18 protein-coding genes are annotated in these 13,191 nt (G+C 73.3%); 10 read left to right on the top strand and 8 right to left on the bottom strand.

Going from position 1 to position 13,191, the window contains the following annotated elements; translation table 11 throughout:
• Positions 1-29 precede the first annotated feature (29 nt).
• Both QWY29_RS15305 and QWY29_RS15300 read right to left on the bottom strand, forming a co-directional pair.
• Positions 30-1,253 carry an NAD(P)-dependent malic enzyme gene (locus QWY29_RS15305; RefSeq protein WP_300961882.1) on the bottom strand — a complete coding sequence of 408 codons (1,224 nt, stop codon included), beginning with the start codon at positions 1,251-1,253 and terminating at the stop codon, positions 30-32.
• Positions 1,254-1,311: 58 nt separating this feature from the next.
• On the bottom strand, positions 1,312-1,626 hold the full coding sequence (locus QWY29_RS15300; RefSeq protein WP_300961881.1) for a S24/S26 family peptidase: 315 nt from the start codon (positions 1,624-1,626) through the stop codon (positions 1,312-1,314).
• Between the two features lie 139 nt (positions 1,627-1,765).
• On the opposite strand from QWY29_RS15300, the gene sodN reads away from it, so the two are divergent.
• The 3 genes from sodN (at position 1,766) to QWY29_RS15285 (ending at position 3,723) form a co-directional block, all read left to right on the top strand.
• Positions 1,766-2,167 carry a superoxide dismutase, Ni gene (gene sodN, locus QWY29_RS15295; RefSeq protein WP_300961880.1) on the top strand — a complete coding sequence of 134 codons (402 nt, stop codon included), beginning with the start codon at positions 1,766-1,768 and terminating at the stop codon, positions 2,165-2,167.
• A 300-nt stretch (positions 2,168-2,467) separates the two neighbouring features.
• Entirely contained in the window at positions 2,468-2,905 is a 438-nt protein-coding gene (locus tag QWY29_RS15290; protein WP_300961879.1) for an ATP-binding protein, read from the top strand.
• 2 nt (positions 2,906-2,907) lie between these two features.
• The gene (locus QWY29_RS15285) at positions 2,908-3,723 is read left to right on the top strand and encodes an RNA polymerase sigma factor SigF (protein ID WP_300961878.1); all 816 of its coding nucleotides are present in this window, start codon (positions 2,908-2,910) and stop codon (positions 3,721-3,723) included.
• On the opposite strand, the gene QWY29_RS15280 is transcribed toward QWY29_RS15285, so the two are convergent.
• Positions 3,720-4,178: a hypothetical protein gene (locus tag QWY29_RS15280; protein ID WP_300961877.1), complete on the bottom strand. Its 459-nt coding sequence runs from the start codon at positions 4,176-4,178 to the stop codon at positions 3,720-3,722. The genes QWY29_RS15285 and QWY29_RS15280 overlap by 4 nt on opposite strands.
• 233 nt (positions 4,179-4,411) lie before the next feature.
• Between QWY29_RS15280 and QWY29_RS15275 the strand changes: the two genes are divergently transcribed.
• On the top strand, positions 4,412-4,663 hold the full coding sequence (locus QWY29_RS15275) for a WhiB family transcriptional regulator (protein WP_011755173.1): 252 nt from the start codon (positions 4,412-4,414) through the stop codon (positions 4,661-4,663).
• A 58-nt stretch (positions 4,664-4,721) separates the two neighbouring features.
• On the opposite strand, the gene QWY29_RS15270 is transcribed toward QWY29_RS15275, so the two are convergent.
• Positions 4,722-6,245 (bottom strand): sensor histidine kinase, encoded by a 1,524-nt coding sequence (locus QWY29_RS15270; RefSeq protein ID WP_300961876.1) that lies wholly within the window; start codon positions 6,243-6,245, stop codon positions 4,722-4,724.
• Positions 6,246-6,323: 78 nt separating this feature from the next.
• Between QWY29_RS15270 and QWY29_RS15265 the strand changes: the two genes are divergently transcribed.
• The 5 genes from QWY29_RS15265 to QWY29_RS21270 all read left to right on the top strand — a co-directional run bounded on the left by QWY29_RS15265 (position 6,324) and on the right by QWY29_RS21270 (position 9,939).
• A complete protein-coding gene (locus QWY29_RS15265; protein WP_300961875.1) occupies positions 6,324-7,184 on the top strand; it encodes a DUF2785 domain-containing protein in 861 nt (286 codons plus the stop codon).
• Between the two features lie 25 nt (positions 7,185-7,209).
• Complete coding sequence (locus QWY29_RS15260; protein ID WP_300961874.1) at positions 7,210-8,904, top strand: acetolactate synthase; 1,695 nt, start codon at positions 7,210-7,212, stop codon at positions 8,902-8,904.
• Positions 8,904-9,401: a GNAT family N-acetyltransferase gene (locus tag QWY29_RS15255; protein WP_300961873.1), complete on the top strand. Its 498-nt coding sequence runs from the start codon at positions 8,904-8,906 to the stop codon at positions 9,399-9,401. Before QWY29_RS15260 ends, QWY29_RS15255 begins: the two co-directional genes overlap by 1 nt.
• The gene (locus QWY29_RS15250; protein WP_300961872.1) at positions 9,398-9,802 is read left to right on the top strand and encodes a thioesterase family protein; all 405 of its coding nucleotides are present in this window, start codon (positions 9,398-9,400) and stop codon (positions 9,800-9,802) included. Before QWY29_RS15255 ends, QWY29_RS15250 begins: the two co-directional genes overlap by 4 nt.
• Before the next feature lie 62 nt (positions 9,803-9,864).
• The gene (locus tag QWY29_RS21270; RefSeq protein WP_369759046.1) at positions 9,865-9,939 is read left to right on the top strand and encodes a 50S ribosomal protein bL37; all 75 of its coding nucleotides are present in this window, start codon (positions 9,865-9,867) and stop codon (positions 9,937-9,939) included.
• Between the two features lie 187 nt (positions 9,940-10,126).
• Here the strand turns inward: QWY29_RS21270 and rsrA are convergent, their stop codons facing one another.
• From rsrA to QWY29_RS15225, 4 genes are all read right to left on the bottom strand, one after another.
• Complete coding sequence (rsrA, locus tag QWY29_RS15240; protein ID WP_300961870.1) at positions 10,127-10,408, bottom strand: mycothiol system anti-sigma-R factor; 282 nt, start codon at positions 10,406-10,408, stop codon at positions 10,127-10,129.
• A 1-nt stretch (position 10,409) separates the two neighbouring features.
• A complete protein-coding gene (locus QWY29_RS15235; RefSeq protein WP_300961869.1) occupies positions 10,410-11,060 on the bottom strand; it encodes a sigma-70 family RNA polymerase sigma factor in 651 nt (216 codons plus the stop codon).
• Between the two features lie 87 nt (positions 11,061-11,147).
• Complete coding sequence (locus QWY29_RS15230; protein WP_300961868.1) at positions 11,148-11,828, bottom strand: alpha/beta hydrolase family protein; 681 nt, start codon at positions 11,826-11,828, stop codon at positions 11,148-11,150.
• Positions 11,825-12,577 (bottom strand): SOS response-associated peptidase, encoded by a 753-nt coding sequence (locus QWY29_RS15225; protein WP_300961867.1) that lies wholly within the window; start codon positions 12,575-12,577, stop codon positions 11,825-11,827. Before QWY29_RS15225 ends, QWY29_RS15230 begins: the two co-directional genes overlap by 4 nt.
• Before the next feature lie 83 nt (positions 12,578-12,660).
• Here QWY29_RS15225 and QWY29_RS15220 point away from each other — a divergent pair, with 83 nt between their 5' ends.
• A complete protein-coding gene (locus tag QWY29_RS15220) occupies positions 12,661-13,191 on the top strand; it encodes a DoxX family protein (RefSeq protein WP_300961866.1) in 531 nt (176 codons plus the stop codon).

Genomic DNA, 13,191 nt, shown 5'->3' with positions numbered 1-13,191 from the left:
CGCTCTCTACCGAGCCGGCCGGTGGCCGGTCAGCGGCGCGCCACGCCGTCGCGGCGGGCGGCCTCGGCGACGGCGGACGAGACCGCCGGGCCGACACGGTCGTCGAACGGCGACGGGACGATGTAGTCCTCGGCGAGCTGATCGCCCACGAGGTCGGCGAGCGCGTCCGCTGCGGCGAGCTTCATGCCCTCGGTGATCGCCGTGGCACGCACGTCGAACGCCCCGCGGAAGATGCCCGGGAACGCCAGCACGTTGTTGATCTGGTTCGGGAAGTCCGAGCGGCCCGTGGCGACCACGCGGGCGTGGCGGTGGGCCACCTCCGGCAGCACCTCGGGGGTCGGGTTGGCCAGGCCGAAGATGATCGCGTCGTCGGCCATCGTGGCGACGTGCTCCTCGGGCACGGTGCCGCCGGAGACGCCGATGTAGACGTCGGCGCCGACGAGCACGTCGGCGAGCGAGCCCGAGCGGCCGGTGGTGTCGGCGGTCAGCTCGGCGACCACGCGCTTGATCGGCGTGAGGTCGTCACGGTCCGAGCTCAGCACGCCCTTGCGGTCGGTCACCGCGAGGTCGGTGATGCCGGCCTCGAGCAGGATGCGCGCGACCGCGACGCCCGCGGCGCCGGCGCCGGAGATCACCACGCGGGTCTCGGCGGGGGTCCGGCCGGTCAGGCGCAGCGCGTTCTTCAGCGCCGCCAGGGCGACGACGGCGGTGCCGTGCTGGTCGTCGTGGAAGACGGGGATGTCGAGGCGCTCCTTGAGCCGGTCCTCGATCTCGAAGCAGCGCGGGGCGGAGATGTCCTCGAGGTTGATGCCGCCGAAGCTCGGCGCGAGCCGCACGACGGTCTCGATGATCTCCTCGGTGTCGGTGGTGTCGAGGCAGATCGGGACGGCGTCGACGTTGCCGAACTGCTTGAACAGCACGGCCTTGCCCTCCATCACCGGCATCGCCGCGGCCGGGCCGATGTCGCCGAGGCCGAGCACCGCGGTGCCGTCGGTGACGACCGCGACGGTGTTGGGGACCCACGTGTAGTGCTGGGTCATCGAGGGGTCCTCGGCGATGGCGGTGCACACGCGCGCGACGCCGGGCGTGTAGGCCATCGAGAGCTCGTCGGCGCCGGTGAGCGCGACGCGCGAGACCGTCTCGAGCTTGCCGCCTACGTGCAGGTCGAAGACCGGGTCCCCGGCAAGGGGGTGGTCGGGTGCTGCAGCCTCGGGTGCCTCGGGAGCCTCGGTCGTCTCGTGCGGTGTCGCCATGGTCGGCCACTCTGGCACAGCCGCGCACCGCGGCAGGGGGTGTCCACGATGGTGTGGGTCACAGCAGGCGTGGGTGCGGCCACAGCCGGGCCCGGACGACGGCCAGCACGTCGGCGTCCGGCACCGGGCCGCGGTGGCGGGAGTCCACGCCGTGGTCGGGGTCGTCGCTGAGCAGCCACCATCCGGGTCGGCCCGACGCCGTCGTACGCCGCTCCACCGCCCGCTTGACCGCGACCGTCCCGTCGGCCAGCCGCGCGACCACGACCCGACCCGGCCGCGGGGCCGCCCCGTGCACCACCAGCAGGCGGTCACCGGGGGCGAGCGTGGGACGCATCGAGTCCCCGGAGACGTGGGCGAGACCGATCCTGGGCACCTGTCCGGAGCCGCGGCGACCTGCTCGTGCGTCACGTGACACGCGGAGTAGTGTCGCAGGCGGTCGTGCTCCCGCCCGCGGAGGCACGATCCGGGCGCCACCCGGAACCATCCTCAGCCACCCACTTGGAAGGACGGCAATGTTCGCGCGACTCTTCGCTCCCACCCTCGAGGTCTCGGCCCACTGCGACCTGCCGTGCGGCGTCTACGACCCCGCTCAGGCCCGCATCGAGGCCGAGTCGGTCAAGGCCATCATCGGCAAGGTCGCCGACAACGACGACCCCGACTTCCGCACCCGCGCCATCCTCATCAAGGAGGAGCGCTCCCAGCTCGTCAAGCACCACCTGACCGTGCTGTGGACCGACTACTTCAAGGCCCCGCACTTCGAGAAGTACCCGCAGCTGCACACGCTGATCAACGAGGCGTGCAAGCTCGCCAGCGGCACCGGCACCAAGGCCGTCTTCGACGCGGCGAAGGCCGACGAGCTCCTCGCGAAGATCGACGAGATCGCCGAGATCTTCTGGGAGACCAAGAAGGCCTGAGCCTGCGAGGGCCAGCTTGGTCTTCATCGACGACTGAGCTTGCGAAGTCGTCGTAACAAGAAGGCCTGAGGCACGAACGCCTTCTTGGTCTTCATCGACGACTGAGCTTGCGAAGTCGTCGTAACAAGAAGGCCTGAGGCACGACGGCCGGTCCGGAAGGTTTCGAGACAGGCGCTTGCGCGTCTTCCTCAACCAGCCGGGGACGGCCGAGAACGGGGCCGGTCGCCCGGGGATCCACCCGGGGACCGGCCCCGAGCACTATGGTCACTCCGACGGTCCCAGCAACGAAGGACGAACCACATGTCTGTCACGGCCAGCGGTCCCAGCCAGGACCGCGCCGACGTCGAGCTGCGGGTCCCGGCCGACGGCGCCTACGTCTCGGTGCTCCGGACCACCACCGCCGGTCTGGCCGCGCGCCTGGACTTCACCATCGACGACATCGAGGACCTGCGGATCGCGGTCGGCGAGGCCAGCGCGATGGTGCTCCCGGAGGCCGACCCGGCCTCGGACCTGCTGTGCCGCTTCTGGCTGATGCCCGGGCAGATCACGGTCTCGGTCAGCGTGGACGCCGCGGCGCCCGCCGCGCCGGACCAGGACAGCTTCGCCTGGCAGGTGCTCACCACCCTCGCCTCGGCCGCGTCGGTGCAGTCCGGCGAGGGCCGCTTCGGCGTGACGATGACGATGCGCGCGCTCGACCTCGGGGACGACCTCGAGGCCGCGCTGGGGGCCGGGCGCTGAGGATGGACGCCCCGCGCACGCAGGACCCGCCCGAGCTGGACGCCCCGTTGACCGGGGTGGAGCTGACGCGCGCCCGCAGCGCCGAGCTGTTCCGCGACCTCCACGACCCCGAGGCGCCCCAGCACCAGCGCGAGCGCGCCCGCGACGACCTGGTGCACCTGCACCTGCCGCTGGTGGAGCACTGCGCCCGGCGATTCCGCAACCGCGGCGAGCCGTTCGAGGACCTGGTGCAGGTCGGCACCATCGGGCTGATCAAGTCCGTCGACCGGTTCGACACCGACCGCGGGGTGGAGTTCTCGACCTACGCGACCCCGACGATCATCGGCGAGATCAAGCGCTACTTCCGCGACAAGGGCTGGGCGATCCGCGTGCCCCGGCGCCTCCAGGAGCTGCGGATGCAGATCGGCTCGGCCACCGCCGAGCTGACCCAGTCGCTGGGCCGCTCCCCCACCCCGCGCGAGCTGGCGGAGGCGATCGGCTGCACGGTCGAGGAGATCATCGAGGGCATCGAGTCCAGCAACGCCTACTCCACGCTCTCCCTGGACGCCAGCGACGACTCCGACGACGGTGCCGCCTCGATGCTCGACGCGATCGGCGTCGACGACGCCGGCCTGGAGCACGTCGAGATCCGTGAGTCGATCAAGCCGCTGCTGGACCGGCTGGACCCGCGGGAGAAGAAGATCCTGCTGCTGCGCTTCTTCAAGAACATGACGCAGTCCCAGATCGCCGAGGAGATCGGCGTCTCGCAGATGCACGTCTCGCGGCTGCTCAACCGCACGCTCGTGCAGCTGCGGACCTCCTTGGAGGAGGCGGACTAGTCCTCCGACCGGTCGCCACGGCCAGCCCCGGTCGGGTCGTCGGTGAGGACGGCGGTGCTGGCGGGGTGGAAGATCCCGGCGAGCACGACCACGGCGGTGACGGCGAGCCCGATCGCGACCAGCGGCAGGTTGCCGCCGCGGAAGGACCAGGCGACGCCCAGGCCGAAGAGCTGGGCGAGCACGGCGGGGCTGCGCGACCACGTCGCGTGCCGCTTGAGCCCCCACGCGCACAGCAGCAGCGCGGCGCCGCAGAGCAGGAAGAACCCGGTGGTGGTGACGTTCATCGTGACCCGGCCGGGGGTCAGGTGGGCCAGCTCGGCGACGGCCAGGAGCACCAGCACCACGCCCTCGACCGCGGTCAGCGAGGCGGCGACCGCCAACGGGGCGGGCGTCGCGCTCGACGTGGGCCCGTGGTCGTGGCCGGCGCCGGTCTGAAGGGGGTCGGTCGGGGGCACCGGACGAGCCTAGCCGGGTCGCACGGAGCCTCCGGTCGGCACACAGGACAGCACCGGGGTGGGACTCCTGTGACGGAACAGACCATCCCAAACGCTTGTATAACGTTCCAAATATTGCCACGCTGGAGGTCGCTCGTGAATGCGTTCACTTCGCTGTGCCCCCGACACGAGCCCGCAGGCTCGAGCTGCCCCTTGCCTGCACGTGCGTTGTAGAGAGTAGGGATTCCCCAGCCATGGATTGGCGCCACCGTTCCGCCTGCCTCGACGAGGACCCGGAACTGTTCTTCCCGATCGGCAACACCGGTCCGGCCATCCTCCAGATCGAGGAGGCCAAGCAGGTGTGTCGACGCTGCGAGGTGCGCGAGCAGTGTCTCGCGTGGGCGCTGGAGGCCGGGCAGGACCACGGGGTCTGGGGCGGCCTCAGCGAGGACGAGCGCCGCGCGCTCAAGCGCCGCAACGCCCGCGCACGCGTCCGCACCGCCTGACGCACCCGCCCGCTGACCGCCGTCGGGGCCGGTCGGCCCCGGTCGAGGTCCGGACGGCTCAGACGAGCGGTACGTCGACCGCGGCGCGCGTCCCGGGTCCGCCCGGCACCGCGCCGAGGTCGAGCCGACCGCCCAGCTCCGACTCCACCAGGGTCCGCACGATCGAGAGCCCCAGGTTGGTCGACCCGTCCAGGTCGAACCCCTCGGGGAGACCGCGTCCGTCGTCGTCGACGGTGATTCGGACCCGACCCTCGCCGCGGCGCACGGTCAGCCGGATCGTGCCGCCGTCCCCGTCGGCCTCGCCCAGCCGGGAGAGGTCCTCGGGCACGACCGGCTCGGCGGCCCGGTCGACCTCGTAGCCGTGCTCGACGGCGTTCTGCAGCACCTCGGTCAGCACCATCGCGAGCGCGGTGGCCGACTCCGAGGGCAGCGCGCCGAAATCGCCGTCGCGCAGCACGCGGACCCGGCCAGCGACCGCGCTGACCTCGACGACCATCGAGCAGAGCCGGTCGGCGATCTCGTCGAAGTCGACGTTCTCCTCCCCCGCCTGGCTCAGCGTCTCGTGGACGATGGCGATCGAGCCGACCCGGCGCACCGCCTCCTCGAGCGCGAGCTTGGCGGCCTCGGAGTCGATCCGACGCGCCTGGAGGCGCAGCAGCGCGGCGACGGTCTGCAGGTTGTTCTTCACCCGGTGGTGGATCTCGCGGATGGTGGCGTCCTTGGTGACCAGCTCGCGGTCGCGGCGCCGCAGGTCGGTGACGTCGCGGACCAGCACCAGGGCGCCGATGCGGGTGCCCTGGGGCCGCAGCGGGATCGATCGGACGATGAGCGAGACGGTGTCGGTGCCGATCTCGGTGTCGCGGTGCGCCCGGCCGCCGAGCACGGCGCTGAGCGTCTCCTCGTCGGGGCGGCGGCGCGGCGGCACCAGCTCGCGGGTGAGGTCGGCCAGCGACAGGCCGGCCAGGTCACCGGAGAGGCCGAGGCGGCGGTAGACCGACAGGGCGTTGGGGCTGGCGTAGACGACCCGGCCGTCGGCGTCGACGCGGAGGAAGCCGTCACCGACGCGCGGGGAGTCCGCGTGGTCGCTGCGCTGGCCCGTCGCGGGGAACCGGCCGTGCGCGATCATCTGGGTCAGGTCGGCCGCGGTCTGCAGGTAGGACAGCTCCAGCTGGCTGGGGGTGCGCACGCCGAGCAGGTTGGTGTTGCGGGCGACCACCGCGATCACGCGCCCGGCGCGCCGCACGGGGATCGTCTCCACGCGGACCGGCACGTCGTCGCGCCACTCCGGGTCGCCCTCGCGGACCAGCCGCCCCTCGGCGTACGCCGCGTCCAGCAGGGGGCGCCGGCCGGCGGGGACGAAGGTGCCCACGACGTCGTCGACGTACGCCGTCGGGCCGGTCGTGGGGCGCATCTGCCCGCCCGCCCAGAAGCCGGCGCCGGTGCGGTCGGGCAGCCACAGCACCAGGTCGGCGAAGGACAGGTCGGCGATGATCTGCCAGTCCGCCTGCAGCAGCTGCAGCCACGCGACGTCCTCCGCGGAGAGGTCGGTGTGGCTGCGTACCAGGTCGGCGAGGGTCGGCACGCTCCGTGACCCTACTGCGACCCGCTCGAGACCTCCGCCGGATCGGCCTGGGCGAGATTCGCTGGCAGGATGGGGGGCATGTCGGGGCAGTACTGGAAGCAGGTCCGCGCCCAGGGACTGGCGGTCCCCCACGACCGCCCCTTGGAGGACCTGACCGCCGACCTGACCCGGATGCTGGGCGACCCGGACCCCGAGGTGCGGGAGGGCATCGCCTGGCCGGCGCTGGTCACCTGGATCGGGCGCGGGGTGTACGACGACCTGCTGGTCGGCCTGGGCGACGGGATGGCCGCGGGGCTGCGCGCCGGGCTCGGCGAGGTCGGCACCGACAGCGTGCTGCGGCGCAGCTGGTCGGCCCGCGTGCTCGGCGAGTGCCTGGAGCGCGACCACCTGCGCTCGCTGGTGCCGGCCGGCACGGTGCTCGACTGGGGCGACCGGGTCGCGACCTGGCTGCTGCGCGAGCAGGACGTCCGCGGCTTCGTGCCCGAGCTGGGGTGGGCGCACGCGGTCGCGCACGGCGCCGACGCCCTGGGCTCGCTGGCGCGCTCGCGGCACCTGGGCACCCCCGAGCTGACCGTCGTGCTCGACGTGGTCGCCGACCGCGTGCTGGCGCCGGTGGACCACCTCTTCGTCAACGGCGAGCACGACCGGCTGGCCGGCGCCACCATGATCGTGCTGCGCCGCGACGAGGTGCCGCTGCAGGTGCTGGAGCCGTGGATCGCACGGTTGTCGGCCGGCGCGGCCGCGCGGGCGTCGTACGACGGTCGCGACCCGCACCTGGCCGGTGGCAACGCGGAGGCGTTCCTGCGGGCGCTGCACCTGCAGCTCGCGCTGGCGCCCGACCCGCCGGCCGTCCGGGCCGACCTGCTGCTGGTGGTCGTCGAGGCGCTGCGCGAGACCAACCCGGGGCTGCGGCACACGGGCGCTTCCGCCTCGGTGTGACCCACGTTGCACATACCCTGCGGGCATGACCGACGCTGACGCAGAGATCTGGCCCGACCTCGACGCCGACACGCCCGTCCCCGAGGGGCACGTGCGGGGCCACGCCGGCGAGCTGGCCGTGGCGGTCGCGCAGGCCCACGGCGTGGAGACGATGTTCACCCTCTCGGGCGCGCACGTCTTCCCGCTCTACGACGGCGCGGTCAAGGCCGAGGTGCCGATGCGCCTGCTGGACGTGCGCCACGAGCAGACCGCGGCGTTCGCGGCCGAGGCGACCGGCAAGCTGACCCGCGTGCCGGGCCTGGCGGTGCTCACCGCCGGCCCGGGCGTCACCAACGGCGTCAGCGCGATCGCGCAGGCGCAGTTCGCCGGCTCCCCCATGGTCGTCGTCGGCGGCCGCGCCCCGCAGAACCGCTGGGGCAGCGGCAGCCTCCAGGAGCTCGACCAGCCGCCGATCGTCGCGTCGGTCTCCAAGGAGGCCCGCACGCTGATGACCGCCGGCGAGGTCGCGCCCGGCCTCGACCACGCGTTCCGCTCCGCCGGTTCCTCCCACCGCGGGCCGGTCTTCGTCGACGTCCCGATGGACGAGCTGTTCGCCCAGGCGACCGTCCCGGCGCCGACCGCGGCCGAGGTCCCTCGTGGCGCGGCACCGGACACGGAGGCCGTCGGCCGGGTCGCCGCCCTGCTGGCCGGCTCCTCGCGCCCCGTGCTGGTGCTGGGCACCGACGTGTGGGCCGACCGCGCCGAGGAGGCCGCGCTGCGCCTCGTCGAGACGGCGGGCGTCCCGACGCTGACCAACGGCATGGGTCGCGGCGTCGTGCCCGGCGGGCACCCGCTGCTGGTCACCAAGGCCCGCAGCCAGGCGCTCAAGGAGGCCGACCTGGTCGTCGTGGTCGGCACCCCGCTGGACTTCCGTCTCTCCTACGGCGTCTTCGGTGACGCCCAGGTGGTGCACGTCGCCGACTCCGCCGGGCAGCTCTCGGCCCACGCCCACCTCGCGGCGTCGGTCGCCGGCGACCTGACCAGCGCCCTCGACGGCATCCTCGCCGGGCTCGAGCGCGCGGCCCGCAAGCCCGACTGGTCGGCGTGGGTCTCGACCCTGCAGGACACCGTCCGCGCCGGCGTCGAGCGCGACCGCGCCCTGCTGACCGCCGAGGCCGACCCGATCCACCCTGCCCGCATCTACGGCGAGCTGGTCCCCCGGCTGGCCGACGACGCGGTCGTCATCGGCGACGGCGGCGACTTCGTCAGCTTCGCCGGCAAGTTCGTCGAGCCGAAGCGGCCCGGCGGCTGGCTCGACCCCGGCCCCTACGGCTGCCTCGGCGCCGGCCTGGGCGCCGCGATCGCCGCCCGGATCGCCCGCCCCTCCTCGCAGGTCGTGCTGCTGCTCGGCGACGGCGCGGCCGGCTTCTCGCTGATGGACGTCGACACCCTGGTGCGGCACGACCTGCCGGTCGTCATGGTGATGGGCAACAACTCCGCCTGGGGCCTGGAGAAGGGCCCGATGCAGATGCTCTACGGCTACGACGTCGCCGCCGACCTCGCGCCCCGCACGGCGTACGACGAGGTGGTCAAGGCGCTCGGCGGTGCCGGCGAGACCGTCACCGACCCGCGCCAGGTCGGCCCGGCGCTCGACCGGGCGTTCGCCGCGAACGTTCCCTACCTCGTCAACGTGATCACCGACGTCGACGCGGCCTACCCGCGCGCCACCTTCGGGATCTGATGCTGCTGCGACGAGCGACGCCCGCCGAGCTCGGGCCAGCGGGCGACGTCACCGTCGCGGCGTACGCCGACTTCGTGCTCGGGCCCGACGACCCCTACGTCGAGCGGCTGCGCGACGCGGCCCGGCGCGACCGCGAGGCCGAGCTGTGGGTGGCGGTCGACAAGCGCGTCGCCGGGCCGGCGACGGTGCTCGGGACGGTCACGGTCTGCCCGCCGGGGTCGCCGTGGCGCGAGGTGGCCCACGACGGGGAGGGCGAGCTGCGGATGCTCGCGGTCTCGCCGGCCGCCCAGGGGCGCGGGGTCGGCGCGGCCCTGCTCGACCTGGTCGTCGAGCGGTTCCGCGGCGAGGGCGCGCACGCGGTGGTCCTCTCCAGCCTGCCGCAGATGGCGGCGGCGCACCGGCTCTACACCCGCGCCGGCTTCATCCGGATGCCCGAGCGCGACCACTCCCCCCAGCCGCACGTCCAGCTGCTCGCCTTCCGGAAGGACCTCCCATGACCGCCGCCACCGCCACGCTCCCCTTCACCGTCGGCGACGACGACACCGCGATCGCCGTCGGCTCCGGCTCGCTGCCCGTGCTCGGCACGCCCCGGCTGCTCGCCTGGTGCGAGGCGGCGACCTGCGCCGCGATCGACCCCACGCTCGGCGACGGCGAGACCTCGGTCGGCACGCGCGTCTCGCTCGACCACCAGGCGGCCAGCCCGGTGGGTCAGTCGCTGGAGGTCACCGCCACGGCGGCGTACGTCGACGGGCGGCTGCACCGCTTCACCGTCGCCGCCCGGCACGTCGAGGTCGGCCCCGAGGGGCCCGTGCCCGGCAAGGTCGTGGCCACCGGCGAGGTCACGCGGGTGGTCGTCGACGCCGATCGGTTCCTGAGCCGGATTTCCCCAGGTTCGTGACATCTGGGAGACTGGCCGACGGCCCCTCGTGGGCGAGACGTACATCGATCCAGGAGGACACCATGGGCAAGACCGGCCGCAAGCGCCGCGCTCGCAAGAAGAAGGGCGCGAACCACGGCAAGCGCCCCAACGCCTGAGCGCAGGCACGACGCACTGGACCCCCGAGCCTCCCGGCCGGGGGTTCGTTGCTTTCCCGGGCTGTCCTCTGGTCGAGCGCGGTCCGGATGCCCTTGTCACGCGACGTTCGCCGCTGTGTAGGCACGCTGCAGCGTGCCTACACAGCGGCGAACGTTCCGTTACATGTCCGGCGGCCGGCGCGGGGGGTCAGGCCTCGGTGATGCGGACCTGGACCTCGCGGATGCGGAGCATGACCCGCTCGCGGAGCTCGGCCGGGGCCGGCTCGGAGCAGGAGCGGGCGACGACCTGCTTGACGGTGCGCTGGAGGTCGTACTTCTCCAGGCACGGGTTGCAGGTGTCGAGGTGGACGCGGACGGCGGCGCAGTCGGCCTCGGCCAGCTCGTTGTCGATGAAGTAGACGATCTGCTCGAGGTAGTCGGCGCACGCCTGCGGGTCGACGTGCTCGTGGCTGCGGGAGGACTCGCTCATCTCACTTGCCCCCGTCGCGACCGATGGTCAGCAGGTCGTTGGCGCGGACGTGGTCCGAGAGCATGTCGCGCAGCTGGCGGCGGCCGCGGTGCAACCGCGACATGACGGTGCCGATCGGCGTCTCCATGATCTCGGCGATCTCCTTGTACGCGAAGCCCTCGACGTCGGCGAGGTAGACGGCGAGCCGGAACTCCTCGGGCAGGCGCTGCAGCGCGTCCTTGACCTGGGAGTCGGGCAGGTGCTCGAGCGCCTCCATCTCCGCGGACTTCAGGCCGGTCGAGGTGTGCGACTCGGCCCGGGCGAGCTGCCAGTCCTCGACGTCCTCGGACATCGACTGCTGCGGCTGGCGCTGCTTCTTGCGGTAGGTGTTGATGAAGGTGTTGGTGAGGATCCGGTACAGCCAGGCCTTGAGGTTGGTGCCCGGCTTGAACTGGTGGAAGGAGGAGTACGCCTTCGCGAACGTCTCCTGCACCAGGTCCTCGGCGTCGGCCGGGTTGCGCGTCATGCGCATGGCCGCGGAGTAGAGCTGGTCGAGGAACGGCAGCGCGTCGCGCTCGAAGCGCAGCGAGCGCTCCTCGGCGGTCTCGGTGGCGACGTCGACCGGGTCCGCGGTCGAGGTGGCCTGCAACGGGTCAGTGACGGAGTCAGTCATCGCGTCCCAGCCTACTCGGGGGCGGGGTGGGGTCGGCTCGGTCAGCACGGGGCGTTCCATCAGCACGGTCACGCACAGCAGAACACCTCACCCGACACCTTGATTCCCGCGCCGCGGACCGGCCGGGTCACCGGCGCCGATGACCTCGCGCACGAGCCACTCCAGCGTGCCCTGCACGAGCAGGTCCATCGCCGCCGCCTGGTCCACCTCCGCTCGCGCCGGCACCTTGAAGCCGTGGTCGGCGCCGGGGACGACGAGCATCTCGAGGTCGTCGGGGAACTCCTCGGGGCGGCCCATGGTGTCCCGGTCCCCCTGCACGACCAGCGTGGGCAGCCGGGCCTCGCGCAGCTCCGGCAGCCGGGACCGCTCCGGCCTGCCGGGCGGGTGGAGCGGGAAGGCGAGCGCCAGGCAGGCGACCGCGCCGAGCCGCCGGCCGACCCGCACGGCGGAGCGGGCCCCGGCGGACCGGCCGCCCACCACGAGCGGCGTGCGGACCCGGAGCTTGTCGGAGGCCGCGACGAAGCACTCGTCGAGGACCTTCCCGGCCGGGGCGATCTTGCGGCCGGCGACCTTCCACGGCTGCTCGACGCGGACGACGGTGAACCCGTGCCGCGGCAGGTGGGTGGCCAGCGCCTCGAGGTCGCGGCCGTCGATGCCGCCGCCCGCCCCGTGGCCGAGCACCAGGGTGCCGATCGCGCGCGAGGCCCGGTTGGTGACCAGCCGGGCCGGGCCGTGCGGGGTGTCCACGACCCGCTCGCTGAGCGTCACTCGACGACCTCCTCGAGCGGCAGCGGCTCCACGAGGTGGGCGCCGTTGTTGCGGACGTTGCTGACCTCGCGGGAGACGGGGTACGCCTCGAGCGTCCCGGGCGCGGCCGGCACGAGCAGGTCGAGCAGCGCGTCCTGCGGGGCGGTCGGGTCGAGCCACGAGCCCCACCGGTCCCGCTCGACCATCAGCGGCATCCGGTCGTGGATGTGGCCGAGGTCGTCCTCGGCGTCGGTGGTGATGACCGTGCAGGACCACAGGAAGCGGTCCGGGTCGTCGTCGGCGCGCGCCGGGTCGCGCCAGATCTCGTAGAGGCCGGCCATCGCGAGCGTCCCGCCACCCTGTGGCCGGATGAAGAACGGCTGCTTGAGCGGCTTGCCGGCCTTCGTCGTCTGCTGGGTGGGGTACCACTCGAAGTAGCCGTCGGCGGGCAGCAGGCAGCGCCGCTTCGCGAAGGCCCGCTTGTACGCCGGCTTCTCGGCGACCGTCTCCATCCGGGCGTTGATCATCCGGTTGCCGATCGAGGCGTCCTTGGCCCACGACGGCACCAGCCCCCACCGGACCACGCGCAGCTGCCGCTCCGCGTCCGCGGCCTGCTCGCCGGACGGCGGCCGCTCGACGACGGCGTACACCTCCTTGGTGGGGGCGACGTTGTAGTCCGGCTCCAGGGGGGCGGCGATCCGCAGCGCGTCGACGTCGAACTCCTCGACGAGCTCCTCCGGCCGGCGGCTCGACGCGTAGCGACCACACATGGGCGTCACCCTAGTGGCGCCCACCCCCGCCGGTCGGCCCGAGCGGCGGTGTGCGGCGCCACCCCCACGGGTAACGAACCGGCATGTCCCTCAGCCGTCGTCTCGCCCGTCCGATGCTCGCCTCCGTCTTCGTCGTGGGGGCCGCCAACGCGCTGCGCAACAGCGACGTGCTCGCGCCGAAGGCCGAGCCGGTCACCGACACCCTGGTCGGCGCGGTCAAGAAGGCGGTGCCGCAGGTGCCGCTCCCCGACGACCCGCAGACGCTCGTGCGGATCAACGCCGCCGTCCAGCTCGTCGCGGCCGGCGCGCTGGCCACCGGCCGGGCCCCGCGGTCCTCGGCGTTCGTCCTGGCCGCCTCGCTGGTGCCGACGACGATCGCGGGCCACCGCTTCTGGGACGAGTCCGACCCGGCCGCGAAGAAGCAGCACCAGCTGCACTTCTTCAAGAACGTCTCGGTGCTCGGTGGCCTGCTCATCGCCGCCGGCGACACCGACGGGCGCCCCGGCGTGGCCTGGCGGGCCCGCCGCGCCGCCAAGGACGCGCGCCGCGAGGCACGGCACCTCGCGGCCACCACCCGCCGCGAGGCCGCGCTGGTGCGCGCCAAGGTGGCCTGA

It is taken from the genome of Nocardioides abyssi, assembly GCF_030412915.1.
GTDB lineage: Bacteria > Actinomycetota > Actinomycetes > Propionibacteriales > Nocardioidaceae > Nocardioides > Nocardioides abyssi.
Note: the sequence above shows the minus strand (reverse complement) of the source record. Positions and strands in the feature narration are given on the sequence as shown.